We start from the raw sequence: 16,178 nt of genomic DNA, 5'->3' as shown, positions 1-16,178 counted from the left end.
CTTGCGGGGAAGCCACGGCCCCTGCTGCGCGGGGAGGAGATGATCACATGAGCACAGTTGCGACCACGGATCCGGTCCTGACGTCGAAGCCCTCAACCCGCACGTCCATTCGCGGCCGACTGCAGGATGCATTGCCGAAAATCGTATTGGCGCCGAGTTTCCTCATCACGGTGATCTTCGTTTACGGCTTCATCGTCTGGACGGCCTACCTTTCCTTCACCAATTCCAAGACCTTTCCGTCCTATGCGCTGACCGGCTCGCGCGCCTATCAACGGCTCTGGCGCTGGACCTTCGAGAGCGACCCGCCGTCCTCCTGGTACACGTCGATCACCAATATGGGGATCTTCGGCTTCCTCTATATCTTCATCTGCCTTGGGCTCGGCCTGCTGCTGGCAATCCTTCTCGACCAGAAGATTCGCGGCGAAGGCATATTGCGGCCGATTTTCCTCTATCCGATGGCGCTGTCCTTCATCGTGACGGGCGTTGCCTGGAAATGGTTCCTCGATCCGGGCCTCGGACTCGAGCAGACGCTGCATCATTTCGGCTGGACGAGCTTTCACTTCGACTGGATCAAGAACAAGGATTTCGTCATCTACACCGTCGTCATCGCCGGTGTCTGGCAGGCTTCGGGCTTCGTCATGGCGATGTTTCTTGCGGGCCTGCGCGGCATCGACGGTGAAATCATGAAGGCGGCGCAGATTGACGGCGCGTCGCCCTTCCAGATGTACCGGCGGATCGTCATTCCGATGCTGCGGCCGATCTTCCTGTCAGCCTTCATCGTGCTTGCGCATATGGCGATCAAATCCTACGACCTCGTCGTGGCGCTGACATCGGGTGGCCCCGGCGGTTCGGCATGGCTGCCGTCCAACTTCATGTACGAATACACTTTCAAGCGGAATGAAATGGCTGTCGGTTCCGCGAGCGCCATCATCATGCTGATGACCATCTCGGCGATCATCGTTCCATATCTCTATTCCGAACTGAGGGAGAAGGCGCGATGAGCAGCGTTACCTCTTCTGATATCGCGAGTTCGCACGGCGGCAATAGCGGCCGCTGGGTCGGCCGCATCATCATCTACGGCCTGCTCTTGATCTTCGCCATTCTCTATCTGATGCCGCTCTTTGTCATGCTGACGACCTCGTTCAAGACGATGGACGAGATCCAGAACGGCAATATGCTTGCGCTGCCGCAGGCGCCGACGCTCGATCCCTGGTTCAAGGCCTGGGGCGAGGCCTGTGTCGGCCTCACCTGCGCCGGTATCAAGGGTTACTTCTGGAACTCGATCAAGATGGTCGTGCCGGCAGTTGCCATCTCGACCATTCTCGGTGCGCTCAACGGCTATGTGTTGACCAAGTGGCGCTTCCCCGGCCATACGCTGGTCTTCGGTCTGATGCTCTTTGCCTGCTTCATCCCGTTCCAATCGGTGCTGCTGCCGATGGCGACCATTCTCGGCGCGCTCGGCCGCTTTGGTACCACGCTGCAGAATCTCACGGGCCTGAGCTTCGGCTTCGGCAATTCGACCGTGAACCTCGTCTTCGTGCATGTCGTCTACGGTCTCGGCTTCACGACGCTGTTCTTCCGCAATTTCTACGAGGCCTTTCCGACGGAGTTGGTAAAGGCGGCGCAGGTCGATGGGGCGAGCTTCTTTCAGATCTTCCGCCGCATCATGCTGCCGAATTCGCTGCCGATCATCGTGGTGACGGTCATCTATCAGTTCACCAATATCTGGAACGACTTCCTCTTCGCCTCGGCCTATGCCGGTACGGGCGACTCCATGCCGATGACGGTGGCGCTGAACAACGTCGTCAATACCTCGACCGGCGTGGTCGAATATAATGTCAACATGGCTGCGGCGATGATCGCAGCCGTTCCTACGCTCATCGTCTACATCCTCGCCGGCCGCTATTTCGTGCGCGGTCTGATGGCGGGCGCCGTCAAAGGGTGATCCATGGCTTTCCTTGAAATTTCCGGTCTCAAGAAGCGCTTCGGCGCCGTCGACATTCTCAAGGGGATCGACCTGGAACTCGAGAAGGGTGGCTTCCTGGTGCTGGTCGGCCCGTCAGGTTGTGGCAAGTCCACGCTGCTTAACACCATCGCCGGGCTGGAGGCGATCACTTCGGGCGAAATCCGCATCGACGGCCGCTCCATCAACGGTTTGCACCCATCCAAGCGTGATATCGCCATGGTCTTCCAGAGCTACGCGCTCTATCCGAACATGACCGTTGCCGGCAATATCGCCTTCGGCATGGAAATCCGCGGCGTGCCGAAGGACGAGCGCGAGAAGGCGATCAAGCAGGTCTCCGACATGCTGCAGATCGGCCATCTGCTCGATCGCAAGCCCTCGCAGCTCTCAGGCGGCCAGCGCCAGCGTGTGGCGATGGGCCGCGCTCTGGTGCGCAACCCGCAGGTCTTCCTCTTCGACGAGCCGCTTTCCAACCTCGATGCGAAGCTGCGCGTCGACATGCGCACGGAAATCAAACGCCTCCACCAGCGCATGGGAACGACGATCGTTTACGTCACCCATGACCAGATCGAGGCGATGACGCTGGCAACGAAGATCGCCGTGCTGAAGGACGGTGTGCTGCAGCAGTTCGGCACGCCCGCCGAGATATATAACAGCCCCGCCAATGTCTTCGTGGCCGATTTCATGGGATCGCCGGCAATGAATCTGCTGAACGCCACCGTTGAAAACGGTGCCGGCGGGCTGCAGGTGTCGCTGGAACGGCCGAATGGCGAACCGCTGAAGCTGCCGGTCAATGCCGGGACCAACAACTTGACCGGCTATGCCGGCAAGCAGGTGATCTTCGGCATTCGCCCGGAAGCGCTGACCGATATCGACGGAGCCGATCGGAAGGCGAAGTCCGTCGTCCACGGCGATTGTGCCATCGAGGTCGTGGAGCCTGCCGGTTCCGATACGTTCGCCGTCACCAAACTCGGCGGCAAGTCGGTGGTTGCGCGCCTTGGCGCCGATGCCGGCATCCTGCCCGGCCAGAATACCCGCCTTGCCTTCAATCTCGACAAGGCGGTGTTCTTCGATCCGGCCAGCCAGTTGAGGATCGCTTAGCCAGCAAAATATTCTCTGGCCGCAGTCAGACCGCCGCCACCGAGATCGTGACCGGTGCGAAGTGGCTTGAGGTCGCTTCGACGGCGATTTCGCCGGTCAGGCCCGTCGCTTCCAGCCAAAAGCCCGTCGTCCCGCCCTGCAGCGGTACGGTCGTCGGGCCGACAATCTTGGCAGGGCCTTTGACCGTCAGCGTTACCGCATCGTTCAGGAAGGGCAGGCGCTGACCGCGCTGGTCGAGTGCGCGGATGATGACACGGGTCGTATCGCGCTCGCGCGCCTTCAGCATGGTACTGTCGGGCGCGACTTCGAGTGCGGTCGGCAGCGGATCGGCGGCGAGTGTCAGTCTGGCCACGGGCTCGCCATTGATGAAGCCGGTGAATTCGCCGTCGATCCATTCCAGGCCCCAGCGGCCGAGTTCGTCCTGGGTAAAATGGCGGTGGTCGAGCACGACTGGCGGGTGCGGCAGGTGCGGATAGTTTTCACGGTCCGGGCCGATACGTTTTGTCAGCGAGCCGTATGTCAGTTCCACTTCGTCGCAATTGGTCAGGATGATCAGCGGCAGCACGCCGCCGATGCTGCGTTCGCCGCGCGCCCAGAACGTGACCGGTTTCATGATGATTTCATCCGAAGGGTCGCACTGGCTGGCATAGACATAGGCCGCGAATTTCGGCTCGCGGAACATGTCCATGACGCCGTGATAGCAGATGCGGTCGCCGGAGCCGAAATCCTTGTGCGTGTTGTAGTCGAACATGCACCAGCCGATCGCACCCGAAATGTCCGGATCGCCATAGGCGGCGTTCAGCACTTCCAGATGGCGGCGCACATGTTCGGCCTGGCGCTGCTCGGCATCATACATCTTGGTCGGATGCATGTGGCCGTTGAACTCGGTGATGATGTAGGGGACCTTGTAGGAGAGGCCGGTATTTTCCTGCTGGCCGCGAAGCGCCGTGCGTGGGCGATTGGCGCCCGGCAGTTCCTCATTGCCGAGGATGAAGTCGTTCATCGTATAAACGTCTTCGAGAAGCTCGCTTTCCGTCAGGTAGCGAACGCCGCCGGTCTGGCGCGTTGAATCGAGCTCGTGGGCCAGTCGGTTGGTCGCAGTATAGAAGTCGTGGCTATCGAGCGACTCGTTGATGCGCACGCCCCAGATGATGATCGACGGATGGTTCCAGTCGCGCTCGATCATGCGGCGCACGTTCTCGATGGATTCCTGCTGCCAGTCGAGATCGCCGATATGCTGCCAGCCGGGGATTTCCTCGAAGACGAGCAGGCCGATGCGGTCGCACTGGTCGAGGAACCATTTCGACTGCGGATAGTGCGAAGTGCGCACGATATTGCACTTCAGCACTTTTTTCATGATGTCTGCGTCGCGTTCCTGCGCGGAGCGGCCGGCAGCGTAGCCCACATAGGGATAGGCCTGATGGCGGTTGAGGCCCTGCAGCTTTACGGGCTGGCCGTTGAGCAGGAAACCTTCCGGCGTGAATTTGGCGGTGCGGAAGCCGAAATGAGCGGAAGTTCTGTCTGAGCCGTGTTCGGTTCTGAGATCGACGACAACTTCGTAGAGCGCCGGGTTTGCCAGGTCCCACAGTTCGATGCCGGTCAGGCCGCCGAAGGAAAGGGTCGTCACCGAGCCGATCGTCTCACCGGCGGCACTTGCGAGAATGATGCCGCTTGCATCCTTCAGCGAGGCGGTAATGGTTGCCGCATAGGTCAGGCTCTGCGGGTTGGCGATATCGATGCGCACGGTCGCCGATTTCATGTCGGACAGCACGTCGTGGGTCTCGATCTTGAGATTGCGGATGGAGACCTTGTCGGTGACCTTCAGCCAGACGTCGCGATAGATGCCGGCATAGGTGAGATAGTCGATGCGACCGCCGAAGGGCGGGATGGCGGGGTTCTCGCTGCCGTCGATCTTGACCGTGATCAGGTTCTCGCCCTTGATGAGTTTGCTGGTCAGGCGGGATTCGAAGGGCGTATAGCCGTCCTTATGGGCAATGATCTCTTCGCCGTTCAGATAGACGACACTGTCGGCCATGGCGCCATCGAAGAGGATTGAGACCTCGCGGCCTTCGAATTCCGGCAGCCAGCGCAGCACCTTCTGATAGGTGAAGGCGCGCTGATAGCGCTTCTCGTCGAAATAGTTGAAGGGCAGCTCGACGGCCGTGTGCGGCAGGCTGACCATATGGTCGCCGTCGAAAGCCTCGGTCAGGTGCTGGCCAAAGCCTTCGTGGAAGCTCCAGGATTCATTGAGGGAAACGACGGAACGCATCTCAGGCTCCCCGGCAGGCTGCAGGGAAGAGGCGGCGCCCGGCGGCGCGTGAAAGGGTGATCATCGATATTCCTCCTCGATGCGAATGGCTGGAGCCGCCTCTCAGGCGGTCGAACCCCAGCGGGGTGTGCAGGCAAGCGTAATGCTGTGCGGACCCTCGTCGCCGGCCTCATGGCGTTCGATCACCTCGACGACCGCGTCCATGAAGGACACGTGGTCGAGGCTCAGCGTCGTCAGGTCGTTGCAGTCCCAGGCGGCCATGGCAATGCCATCCTGGCCGACGATGGCGATATCCCCAGGCGTATTCTTCCCGAGCACGCGGCGGGCGGCATCGCGCGCGCCGATCGCCATCACATCGTTGCCGCAGATGACAGCATCGACCTTGGAACGATGCAGCAAGAGAACGGCTTCCTTGAAGCCGGAATCGTAGGAATAGTCGCCGAAGGCTTCCGCCTCGAAGGCAAGGCCGTGACGCGCCAGAGCGTCTGCAAACCACTTGCGGCGCAGCTTGTCGATCCAGCTCGATTTGGTGCCGGAGAGATAGGCGAAGCGCCGTTTGCCATCGCTGACGATCTTGTCGATGATCTCACCGGCGCCAACGGCGCCATCGATGCGGATGTTGGAGACATCCTCGTTTTCCAGCGGTTCGAAGGAAACGATGATCGGCTTCGTGGTGTGGAAGATGTCGACCGCATCCTGCATCGACACCATGTCGGAGAAGATGACGACGTGATCCACCTGGTAGGTCGAGGCGAGCCGCATCAGCTGCAGCCGGTCCGAATGATCGGCGCAGCAGAGAAGAATGGGCAGGAGTTGGTGGGCCTGCAGGCGGTGGATGAGAAGCTGCTGCTCTTCGGCTTCGCATGGGTTGCCGATCGCATTGACGACGAGGGCGACGAGGCGCGAACGCTGGTTGTTCAGCGAACGGGCGATCGCATTCGGCTGGTAGCCGTATTCGCGGGCGACGGCGAGAATGCGGTCACGCGTGGCGCTGCCGATCCGCGAATTCGGCGAGAAAGCCCTCGAAATCGTCGCCGAGGAGACGCCGGCCAGTTTCGCCAGTTCCTTCGAGGTGATCCGCCGTCTGTTCGTTCCATTCATCGTCTTGCGCCTATCCGGCAATCCTGACGGGGGTGCCGTCGGCCGCTGCCGATTCCTTGATTGCATCCCAGAGCCTAGCGAATCTGAGACCCATTTCAACGGAGCCGGAGTTTTCCATCGTTCCGGCACGGATGGCGAGGAAATTCTTCATCGGATTGCCGAGAATCTCGGCCTCTTCGCGCAGCTCGCTGATGCGCCCGACGCTGATTTCGCGCCAGCCGCCCCAGGCGTCGATGCGCACGATCGCCTTCGAATAGAAGAAGATGATGTAGGAAGCGCAGCCGGGAGGGCCTTCGCCGGCGGCCGTCAGCGTGGCAAGCGCGCCGTTCTTCAGGCGGGCGGAGACCGCGGTGGCGATATCGACCTTTTTTCCCTGATTATTCATATAGGCAGAAACGCTGTCGAAATCGGAATTGGCGAGCAGGCAGACGGTGTTCATCATGTGCGCGCCGGTATCGAACATGAAGCCACCGCCAGAGATTTCCGGCTGCTGCTTCCAGTGGCCGTCATAATTCGAAGACCAGCTTTCCCAGATCATGCCGGAAATGGCGATCAGCTCGCCGAATTCGCCTGACAGAGCGCGTTTGCGCGTGTCGAGCACCAGCGGAGACAGCCCGCCCTGGAAGGCGGTGACGATGGTGACGCCGCTTTTCTTCTGCGCCGCGATCAGCGTCTCGGCCTCGGCGACGGTCGTCACCATCGGCTTTTCGAGGAAGAGGTCGAGGCCAGCTTCGGCGACGGCGGTCGCCTGCTCGGCATGGGAAGCGTGCGGGGTCGAGACATAGATGATGTCGAGTTCGTCGCGGCATTTTGTGAGCAGATCCCGGTAATCGGCGAAGCTCTTCGGTTCCGGCGCACCGGCCGCGGTACAGACGTCGATGAGGCGCTTGCGGGAGGTTTCGCTGGTGTCGGCAAGCGCCACGAATTCAATTTCCGGCATCCTTGCCCAGCTCTGAGCATACTCAGCCGCTTTCAAGCCGGCGCCGATGACGCCGAGGCGTAATTTCTGAGACATCGAAATCCTCCCTGATATCGCTGTGCAAACGATTACACAAACGATACCATTGGTGCAAGTTATAAATAACTACCTAAAATCAATATGATAAATTTGCGTAGTTTGAGGTTTCAAAAATCATCTTGTCAGCATTCAGAATGCGTGTACATTTTCGTCACCGGTGCTGGAGGGCGCCGTGGCTCTAAAAAAGGGAGGACTTCCGTTGAAGAAGACGGTTATCGGTGGCCTGTGCGCCATCCTATTCAGCGCGGTTTCGACGCTGGCCCATGCTGAAACAATTCGTATCGCCAATCACGGTCAGGCCGGCATCGACGCGATGAAGTCGACCGTCGAGCGGATCGAGAAAAAATATGCCGTGACGGTCGAGGTCGTCGAATATCCGGCGCCGGATAAGGACTATCTCACCAAGCTCCTGACCGAACTCGGCGCCGGCAACGCACCCGACCTCTTCTCCATCCCGACGACGGCTGCCGTTGCCGACATGGTCGAAGCCGGCTACCTCGCGCCCGTTTCCACCGAGTTCAAGGCCTGGGACGGCTATGCCAACCTCTATGACGTCGCCAAGCAGCTTGCTGTCAGCCCTGACGGCGAAACCTATGTGATGCCGTTCATGCTCGGCATTCAGGAAATCTATTTCCGCAAGGATGTTCTCGAAAAGGCTGGCATCTCCGCCGAGCAGCCGAAGACCTGGCAGGAGCTCCTGGATCGCGCCGCCGAAGTCAAGCAGAAGACCGGCTCTTACGGCCTACTCTTCCCGGCCGGCGTTTCCTGGGGCAGCGGCGCCTTCGACGAAGGCTTCCAGCACCTGCTCGTCGGTTCCAAGACGCCGCAGCTCGTCGGTGCCGATGGCAAGCTCGACCTGAACGGCGAAGGTGTCAAGGATGTCTTCAACGTCTACAAGACGCTGATCGACAAGGACCTCATGCCGGTGCAGCCGCTGCTCGGACCGGAGCCCTGGGTCGTGCCGAAGTATGAAATGTTCCCGGCCGGCAAGCTTGCCGCCACCACCTGCGGTTCCTGGTGCTACATTTTCGACTGGGGTCGCGAGAGCAAGAACCCGATCCCTGACGTGACCAAGATCGTCGGCACCTGGACCGTTCCGGGTCAGAGCGGCGGCCAGTACGTGCTTGCCAACCTCGCTGCTCCGTGGGCCGTCAACTCCAAGTCCGCCAATGTGGAACTGGCCAAGAAGGCGCTGATGGAAATCGGCTCGGTCGAAACACAGGTTTCCTATGCTGCCCGCATCGGCAACATTCCGGCCAGCAAGGATGCCGCCAAGGATCCGGAATTCCAGAAGCTGACGGAACTCGTTCCGATCCATGCTGCTGCTGGAAACGGCGTCTTCCTGAAGCAGGCTTCCGGCTTCGGCACGGTTGCCGAAGGTGTGGCACGCGCCACCGAAGCCCTGCTGCGCAAGGAAACCGATGCGGCCGGCGCCCAGAAGATCCTTGTCGACTACGTCAAGGAAACGCTCGGCGACGACATGGTCAAGTAAGCCGCTTATCTTCCTCCCGCCAAGACGGGGACGCGGCATTCTCGCCGCGTCTTTCCGATTTCATTTGATAAGGTTGTGAGCTTCAATGGCCCGAAACTCTCATGAAAAGCGAACCGAGCGCCAACTCCTGCTGGTTCTGCTGCCGTCGCTGGTCCTGCTTCTGGCCTTTGTGATCTATCCCGCCCTCTATTCCGTCTATCTGAGCTTCACCAATGAGGCGCTGACAGGAGCTGCGGCCCTGCGGCCGCGCTTCGTCGGTATCCGCAACTATGTGCGCCTCTTCAACGATGCAAAGTTCTGGAATTCGCTGTTCGTCACCTTCGTCTTCGTCATGGGTTCTGCCGTCATCGGGCAGTTCGCGCTCGGACTGATCTCGGCAATGGCGCTGCGCCGGCCGATCCGTTTCCGCCAGTTCTTCTCTTCGATTATTCTTCTGCCGAATGCCGCCCCGGAAGTCGTTGCCGGCTTCATGTGGATCTCGATGCTGGCCGGCGGCGAACATGCGACGCTCTCGCGCATCGTTGCCTTCTTCGGCATCAATCCGGCCGACTGGCTGAACGCCTTCCCACTGTCGATGATCATCATCGTCAACACCTGGCGCGGTATCGCGACCGCGATGATCCTGCTTACGGCGGGCCTCAGCACCATCCCCGCCGAGATCTACGAGGCGGCGCGCATGGACGGCGCGACACCGTCGCAGATGTTCCGCCGCATCACCCTGCCGCTGATGATGCCGACAATCCTGCTCTACATGCTGATTTCGGCCGTCTCCACCATTGCCGTCTTCGGTCTCGTCTACGCGCTGACGCGCGGCGGCCCGGGCGGGGCGACGGAGGTCGTCAGCATCTACATCTACAACCAGTCCTTCACGGCCTTCCAGCTCGGTTACGGTGCTGCGGTCGCGGTCGTCGCGCTCATCATCTCGCTGATCCTCGGCATCGGCTATGTCCGAGCCATGAAAGTGGAGGTCTGACATGACCGCTATTTCCCCGAGCGAAGGTGCCAACAAGACCCGCTCCGACCTCATCGCCTATGCAACGCTGTCGATCATCTCGATCTTCTGCGCCGTGCCCTTTTTCTGGGTGCTGCTCGCCTCCTTCGATGGCAATGCGCGGCTCTTCCTGCGCTGGCCGGAGCAATGGACGCTTGCAAACTATGTGCGCGTCTTCACCAAGGAGGATGGGGCGAAGTGGCTGTTCAACTCGCTCTTCGTGGTCGGCGGAGCGACGCTTATCGTCATGGTTCTGGCGGGGCTCGGTGGCTATGCGCTGTCGCGCACGCGGGCCTGGTGGAAGCTGCCCTTCCTCTACGCGATCCTGCTGATCCGCGTGTTGCCGCCGACCGCACTCGTCGTGCCGCTCTACAAGTTCCTGCTGACGCTGAACAATGGGGAGGCTGCAATCCTGCGGCCGATCTTCGGAAGCTATGCCCGCGATATCATGCGCTGGACCGGGTTCATCGACGGTTATCTCGGTATCATGCTGGTGCTCGCCACCATGCAGTTGCCGCTTGCGCTCTGGATCATGAAGACCTTCTTCGACGGGTTGCCGCGCGACTATGAGGAAGCGGCCGTCATGGACGGGGCGACGATGATGCAGCGCATCCGCCGCGTGCTGATCCCGCTTGCCATGCCGGGTCTGGCGGCCGCCGGTCTCTTCGCCTTCATGTCTGCCTGGGGCGATTTCCTGCTGCCGCTGATCTTCCTGTCGTCGCCAGAGCTGCAGACGCTGCCGCTCGGCCTCTTCCGCGCCTTCCTGCGCATCAACGAGATCGATTACGGCCTGCTGACGGCGCTCGCCTTCATTTACCTGCTGCCTGCCGTCGTCGCCTTCGGCTTTGCGCGACGCTTCCTCGTCCAGACTTTCTCGGGCGGTGTGAAGGGCTGAGATCAAGAAAGAGAAACGAATGATCAATCTCAGAAACGTTCGCAAATTCTACGGCGCGCTCGAAGTCATCAAGGGCGTCGATATCACGGTGGAGGATGGCGAATTCGCCGTGTTCGTCGGCCCGTCGGGCTGCGGCAAGTCCACGTTGTTGCGTATGATCGCCGGCCTCGAAGGCATCGATGAGGGCGATCTGGTGCTGAACGGCCAGCGCATCAACGACGTGCCGCCGGACAAGCGCGGCATCGCCATGGTATTCCAGTCCTATGCGCTCTATCCGCATATGACGGTCGCTGAAAATATCGGCTTTTCGCTGAGCCTCAAGAAGGTGCCGGAAGCCGAAATCAAGAAGCAGGTCGAAGGCGTCGCGGAGATCCTGCAACTGACTGACTATCTCAGCCGCAAGCCGGGAGCACTGTCCGGTGGCCAGCGCCAGCGCGTGGCGATCGGCCGTGCGATCATCAAGAAGCCGTCGCTGATCCTGTTCGACGAGCCGCTGTCGAATCTCGATTCGGCGCTGCGCGTGCAGATGCGCGCCGAGCTGCAGCGCCTGCATCGCGAGCTGAAGGCGACCGTTGTCTATGTCACGCATGACCAGGTCGAGGCGATGACAATGGCCGATCGTATCGTCGTTCTGAACGAGGGTGTCGTGGCCCAGCAGGGCGCGCCGATGGAACTCTACCATCAGCCCGAAAACGAGTTCGTCGCGACCTTCATCGGCTCGCCGAAGATGAACGTGCTGCCGATGACGGCAACACGCCGGGATGCCGGCAAGGTGCATCTGGAAAGCCCGCTCGGCCTTGCGATCGATCTCTCGGATGCCAATGGCGCCGTGCCGCAGGGTGAGGCGAAACTCGGCATCCGGCCGGAGCATCTGAAGCTCGCGCCGCAGGGGCAGGGCGATTTTTCGGCCGAGGTCGTTATCGTCGAGCGGCTTGGTGTCGAGACCTATCTAACGGTCGGGTCGCAGCAGCAGCCGATCGTCGTGCGCACAGAAGGCGACATGACCATTCGTCCCGGCGATCGCGTTTCGCTCACAGCCGAGCGCGCCGCTTGCCATCTGTTCGATTCCGCCGGCCGGGTTCTCCATTCGGCTCAAATTTGAAACATCGAGGAATAGCATGACAATCAAGGTCACGATCTGGAACGAAGGACGCCACGAGCAGGTCCACAAGGAAGTCCAGGATATCTATCCCGACCGTATCGACGGCGCGATCGCCGCCGGTATCGCCCATCCCGATTTCGAGATCCGCCGCGGCACGCTCGACGATCCGGATGAAGGCCTGCCGGATTCCGTGCTCAACGATACTGACGTGCTGCTCTGGTGGGGGCATATGGCGCATGAAGAGGTCAGCGACGGGCTGATCGACCGCGTACAGCAGCGGGTGTTGAAGGGCATGGGCCTGCTGGTCCTGCATTCCGGCCATCACTCCAAGCTCTTCCGCCGGCTGATGGGCACCAATGCCAATCTCTCCTGGCGCGAAACGCCCGAGGGCGATCTGGAGCGCGTCTGGGTGGTCAATCCCTCGCACCCGATCGCCGAGGGCCTGCCGCCCTATTTCGAGGTCAATGCTTCGGAAATGTATGGCGAGCCCTTCGACATTCCTCAGCCGGACGAGCTGGTATTCATCTCCTGGTATTCCGGTGGCGAGGTGTTCCGCAGCGGCTGCACCTTCCAGCGCGGGCGCGGGCGCATCTTCTTCTTTAGTCCCGGCCACGAGACGTACCCGATCTATCACGACAAGACGGTGCACAAGGTCATCACCAACGGCATACGCTGGGCGCAGCAGAAGCATATGGATGGCCGCATCCTCGAAAACTGGCACCGCAAGGAGCCACTGCACGGCCGGCCGGACAAGGTGAAGGCTTAAATAGTTCCTCCCGTGGGGCTGGGGCCATGATGATCCTGGCCTCCACGGGGCGGTAAACGATGGAGGCTGGAATGCAGACCGTTTCGATGAAGGCTGACGGAGATGCCTTTCTCAGCAAGGCATTCTGGGTTTCCATCCATCGCGATCTGCCGCAGCGGCTGGATGCGCTGGCGCGGCTCGCCGCCGAGAGGCCCGATGTGTTCGCTTTCGAAAGCAGCCAGAAGATCGCCGAGCGCTGCAATGTTTCACAGACCAGCGTCATCCGCTTCGCGCATCATCTCGGCTTTGATGGTTTTGCCGAGATGAAGCAGGTTTTCCAGCAGGCACTCAGAGCTGCAGCGCGCAAGGCGTAGGCTTACGGGTACTGCGCGCCGTTCGTCGTCGTGTAGATCGAATAGAGCGATTGCGTCGCGGTGATGAAGAGGCGGTTCTTCTTCGGGCCGCCGAATGTGATGTTGGAAACGGTCTGCGGCACCTTGATCTTGCCGAGCAGTGTCCCGTCGGGCGCAAAGCAGTGCACGCCGTCGGCAGCACTCGTCCAGAGATTGCCGGAGACATCGAAACGGAAACCATCGGGCACGCCGCTGTCGATCGAGCAGAAGTAGCGGCTGTTTGTCAGCTTGCGGCCATCCACGACATCGAAGACGCGGATATGGCGCGGGACGTCATGATTGGCGGAACCGGAATCGGCGATGAAGAGCTGGCGTTCGTCCGGTGAGAAGGCCAGCCCATTCGGCTGGATGAAGTCGGTCATGACGGCTTCGATGTCGCCAGTCGCGGCGTCGATGCGGTAGACGTTGCGGCTTTCCTGCTCTTCCGGAGATTTGTGGCCTTCGTAATCCGACATAATGCCGTAGCTCGGATCGGTGAACCAGATCGAGCCGTCGGACTTGACCACGACGTCGTTCGGAGAGTTCAGCCGTTTGCCGTTGTAACTGTCGGCAAGCACGGTGATGCGGCCGTCCGACTCGGTGCGAGTCACACGGCGGCCGCCATGCTCGCAGGAAACGAGGCGACCCTGCCGATCACGGGTATTGCCGTTGACGTAGTTGGAAGGCGAACGGAAGACGGAGACGGTCCCATCCGGCACCCAGCGCATTATGCGTTCGTTCGGAATGTCGCTCCAGAGCAGGCAATTCAGATCGGAAAACCAAACCGGCCCCTCGGCCCAGCGACAGCCCGTGTAAAGCTCCTCCAGCACAGCGCTGCCGGCGATCAGCGCGCGAAAACGCTCGTCTTTGATGTCATAAAGCTCGTTTCCGGCCATGCACGATTCCTCCCAGATCGATATTGCATCTTCGTAGCGGCAAACGGCTGAACGTGCCAGAGCCTGGCTGCAGAAAGCGCCAGGCGTGGATGCGTTTTAAAGAGCGGCTATCGGATGCGGCGAGCCGTCATAGGCGCCCCAGATCGATTGGTCGAAGCAGATGACGGAGCCGGTCATCAGGCCGGATTCGGCCGATGATAGATAGACACAGGCGCGGGCAACCTCCTCCGGATCGACAAGACGGCCGAAGGGCTGGCTTGCGGCAGCCTTGGCGAGCCAGTCATCGTCGGCCTTGTGAAACTCCCTCTGGATGCGGTCTTCGCCTTCGGAGGCCATCCAGCCGATATTCAGGCCATTGACGCGGATGCGGTTGCGCAAGAGCGCATAGGCGGTGTTCTTGGTCAATGTTTCCAGTGCGCCCTTGGACGCGCAATAGGCTGATATGAAGGGTTGGCCGGCCTTGGCGGACATGGAGCCGATATTGACGACGGTGCCTTCGGTCTTCTCTCGGCGCATGACCTTGACCGTTTCCTGCATGAGGAAGAAGGGGGCGCGAACGTTGACGGCGAACATGGCGTCGAAGAGTTCGGGGCTGGTATCGAGGATCGTGCCGCGGTCGGTGATGGCAGCGGCATTGACCAGGGCATCGACGCGGCCGAAGGTCTGGTCGCAGACATGGACGACATTTTGCGCATCCTCGACCTTGCCGAGATCGGCCTTGACGTAGACCACCTTGGCGCCGGTCTTTGACGAAATCTCCTCGGCTTTTGCCTTGCCCTTGGCTTCGTTGCGGCCGCAGATGACGATGCCTTCAGCGCCGCGTTCGGCAAAGAGGCGGGCAATGGTGGCGCCGAGGCCCTGTGTGCCGCCGGTGACGATGGCGATCTTGCCGTCGAGGCGGGCGTAATCCGTGTTCATATGTCTTTCCTCCTGATGACATGCCAATGGCCCCTTACCGCTGGTAAGGGGCTCTGGGATGATGGTGTTGTAATGGCCGTGTCAGCTCAGCTTCCTGGCTGCCTGTTCCGCAAGGGCCTTGCCGAAGGCGTCGTCGCTCCAGTTTTCCGCGAGCGCCTCGTGCATCAACCGGGCCTGGGTCTTTGGCGCAAGGCCGCCGAGTGGCGGATCGCGGTCGAGATTGGTCGGGAAGGAATAGCCTTCCGCGCAGGAGGCGACGGCATTGGCGATCTCGCTTGCCGACAGCGCACTTTTCAGCGCCTTGAGAGTGGGGAAGAGTTTTGCGCTCATGCGTTCGCGATTGACGGTTTCCATCGCTCGGCCAAAGGCCGAGGAGACCTGCAGCAGGTTCGCCACGCGCTTGATGTCTTTCGAGCGGTTGGTGCCGGCGGCATGGAAGAGGGCGGGGTTGAAGAAGACGACATCGCCCTTTTCCAGCGGCAGCTGGATATGGTTCTGGTCGAAATAATCCTTGAATTCCTGGCGCTTGAGAGCGAGGTAGCCCGGCTCGTAGGTCTGGCTGTGTGGCAGGAAAAGCGTCGGGCCGCTTTCGAGCGGCATGTCGCAATGGGCGACCGCACCCTGCAGGGTCAGCACCGGCGAGAGGCGATGGACATGCGCGGGGAACTGCTCGATTACCTTGGATGACTGGAAGCCGAGGTGATAGTCGCGATGGGCCGATTGCGCGGCACCGCCCGGGTTCACCCGGTTAACCTGCGCCGTCATCTGATAATGCGGGCCGAGCCATGCCTCGCTCGCCAGCGCCACGATGGCATTGCCGTAATAGCGAGCGAAGTTGTCGGGGTCGGCAAGGCAGTGTTTTTCCAGCGAGTTCCAGATGCGGTCATTGGCGCCGGGCTTGGCGAAATGGTCGCCGCCCCCGGTCGATGTGCGGTGCTGCTCCTCGATGATCTCGTCGAAGATGGTGCTGGCTCGATCGATGATGCCGGTGTCTTCGTAGGCATGCTTGAAGACGACGACGCCGGGGCCGATGCCGAAGGCTTCCGAGATCTCGGCGAGAATGGCGCGACGGCCTTCCGGCGTCGAGGCTGCCTCGATCACCTTGCGGCTGTCGTAGATCAGCACGTTCTTCTCGACGGCAGAAGCCGTTGGGTAGTCGGCGAGGACGGTTGTCTTTTCGGCGAGCGCGCGGAAATCATTGAGATCGCAGGCGTCTTCGGTGAGCCAGACGCGGTCGGTACGCAGTTTCTGCTGGTTGTCTGATTTCATCGGGTGCTCCTCCATGTCCGATGAAG

Annotated in this window: 15 protein-coding genes; 9 read left to right on the top strand and 6 right to left on the bottom strand. The window is 60.8% G+C overall.

The window, feature by feature from the left end; translation table 11 throughout:
- The first annotated feature begins 47 nt into the window (after window positions 1-47).
- From FHT87_RS24990 to FHT87_RS24980, 3 genes are read left to right on the top strand one after another with little or no spacing between them, the layout of a single operon-like run.
- Window positions 48-1,001 (top strand): sugar ABC transporter permease, encoded by a 954-nt coding sequence (locus FHT87_RS24990; protein WP_183735432.1) that lies wholly within the window; start codon window positions 48-50, stop codon window positions 999-1,001.
- Window positions 998-1,945 carry a carbohydrate ABC transporter permease gene (locus FHT87_RS24985; RefSeq protein WP_183735431.1) on the top strand — a complete coding sequence of 316 codons (948 nt, stop codon included), beginning with the start codon at window positions 998-1,000 and terminating at the stop codon, window positions 1,943-1,945. The genes FHT87_RS24990 and FHT87_RS24985 overlap by 4 nt, the downstream gene beginning before the upstream one ends.
- A 3-nt stretch (window positions 1,946-1,948) precedes the next feature.
- Window positions 1,949-3,064: an ABC transporter ATP-binding protein gene (locus FHT87_RS24980; RefSeq protein WP_183735430.1), complete on the top strand. Its 1,116-nt coding sequence runs from the start codon at window positions 1,949-1,951 to the stop codon at window positions 3,062-3,064.
- 25 nt (window positions 3,065-3,089) lie between these two features.
- Here the strand turns inward: FHT87_RS24980 and FHT87_RS24975 are convergent, their stop codons facing one another.
- The 3 genes from FHT87_RS24975 to FHT87_RS24965 form a co-directional block, all read right to left on the bottom strand.
- Window positions 3,090-5,333 (bottom strand): glycoside hydrolase family 2 protein, encoded by a 2,244-nt coding sequence (locus FHT87_RS24975; protein WP_183735429.1) that lies wholly within the window; start codon window positions 5,331-5,333, stop codon window positions 3,090-3,092.
- 102 nt (window positions 5,334-5,435) lie between these two features.
- The gene (locus FHT87_RS24970) at window positions 5,436-6,434 is read right to left on the bottom strand and encodes a LacI family DNA-binding transcriptional regulator (RefSeq protein WP_183805388.1); all 999 of its coding nucleotides are present in this window, start codon (window positions 6,432-6,434) and stop codon (window positions 5,436-5,438) included.
- A gap of 10 nt (window positions 6,435-6,444) precedes the next feature.
- A complete protein-coding gene (locus tag FHT87_RS24965; RefSeq protein WP_183805386.1) occupies window positions 6,445-7,449 on the bottom strand; it encodes a Gfo/Idh/MocA family oxidoreductase in 1,005 nt (334 codons plus the stop codon).
- 202 nt (window positions 7,450-7,651) lie between these two features.
- Between FHT87_RS24965 and FHT87_RS24960 the strand changes: the two genes are divergently transcribed.
- From FHT87_RS24960 to FHT87_RS24935, 6 genes are all read left to right on the top strand, one after another.
- On the top strand, window positions 7,652-8,944 hold the full coding sequence (locus tag FHT87_RS24960) for an extracellular solute-binding protein (protein WP_183805384.1): 1,293 nt from the start codon (window positions 7,652-7,654) through the stop codon (window positions 8,942-8,944).
- Between the two features lie 85 nt (window positions 8,945-9,029).
- Window positions 9,030-9,917 carry a sugar ABC transporter permease gene (locus tag FHT87_RS24955; RefSeq protein WP_183805382.1) on the top strand — a complete coding sequence of 296 codons (888 nt, stop codon included), beginning with the start codon at window positions 9,030-9,032 and terminating at the stop codon, window positions 9,915-9,917.
- Window position 9,918: 1 nt separating this feature from the next.
- Complete coding sequence (locus FHT87_RS24950; protein WP_183805380.1) at window positions 9,919-10,830, top strand: carbohydrate ABC transporter permease; 912 nt, start codon at window positions 9,919-9,921, stop codon at window positions 10,828-10,830.
- Window positions 10,831-10,849: 19 nt separating this feature from the next.
- On the top strand, window positions 10,850-11,932 hold the full coding sequence (gene ugpC / locus FHT87_RS24945) for a sn-glycerol-3-phosphate ABC transporter ATP-binding protein UgpC (RefSeq protein WP_183805378.1): 1,083 nt from the start codon (window positions 10,850-10,852) through the stop codon (window positions 11,930-11,932).
- A gap of 16 nt (window positions 11,933-11,948) precedes the next feature.
- A complete protein-coding gene (locus FHT87_RS24940; RefSeq protein WP_183805376.1) occupies window positions 11,949-12,698 on the top strand; it encodes a ThuA domain-containing protein in 750 nt (249 codons plus the stop codon).
- 71 nt (window positions 12,699-12,769) lie between these two features.
- Window positions 12,770-13,051, top strand: coding sequence for a MurR/RpiR family transcriptional regulator (locus tag FHT87_RS24935; protein WP_162729933.1), 282 nt, complete (start codon window positions 12,770-12,772; stop codon window positions 13,049-13,051).
- A gap of 2 nt (window positions 13,052-13,053) precedes the next feature.
- Here FHT87_RS24935 and FHT87_RS24930 read toward each other — a convergent pair whose 3' ends face one another.
- The 3 genes from FHT87_RS24930 to FHT87_RS24920 all read right to left on the bottom strand — a co-directional run bounded on the left by FHT87_RS24930 (window position 13,054) and on the right by FHT87_RS24920 (window position 16,152).
- Window positions 13,054-13,965 carry an SMP-30/gluconolactonase/LRE family protein gene (locus FHT87_RS24930; protein WP_183805374.1) on the bottom strand — a complete coding sequence of 304 codons (912 nt, stop codon included), beginning with the start codon at window positions 13,963-13,965 and terminating at the stop codon, window positions 13,054-13,056.
- Between the two features lie 96 nt (window positions 13,966-14,061).
- On the bottom strand, window positions 14,062-14,883 hold the full coding sequence (locus tag FHT87_RS24925) for an SDR family oxidoreductase (protein WP_183805373.1): 822 nt from the start codon (window positions 14,881-14,883) through the stop codon (window positions 14,062-14,064).
- Between the two features lie 81 nt (window positions 14,884-14,964).
- Window positions 14,965-16,152 (bottom strand): phytanoyl-CoA dioxygenase family protein, encoded by a 1,188-nt coding sequence (locus tag FHT87_RS24920; protein ID WP_183805372.1) that lies wholly within the window; start codon window positions 16,150-16,152, stop codon window positions 14,965-14,967.
- Window positions 16,153-16,178: the final 26 nt, after the last annotated feature.

Origin of the sequence: Rhizobium sp. BK316 (genome assembly GCF_014193695.1) — a bacterium.
GTDB lineage: Bacteria > Pseudomonadota > Alphaproteobacteria > Rhizobiales > Rhizobiaceae > Rhizobium.
The sequence above is the reverse complement of the archived record's forward strand: the minus strand, read 5'-3'. Positions and strand labels throughout refer to the sequence as shown.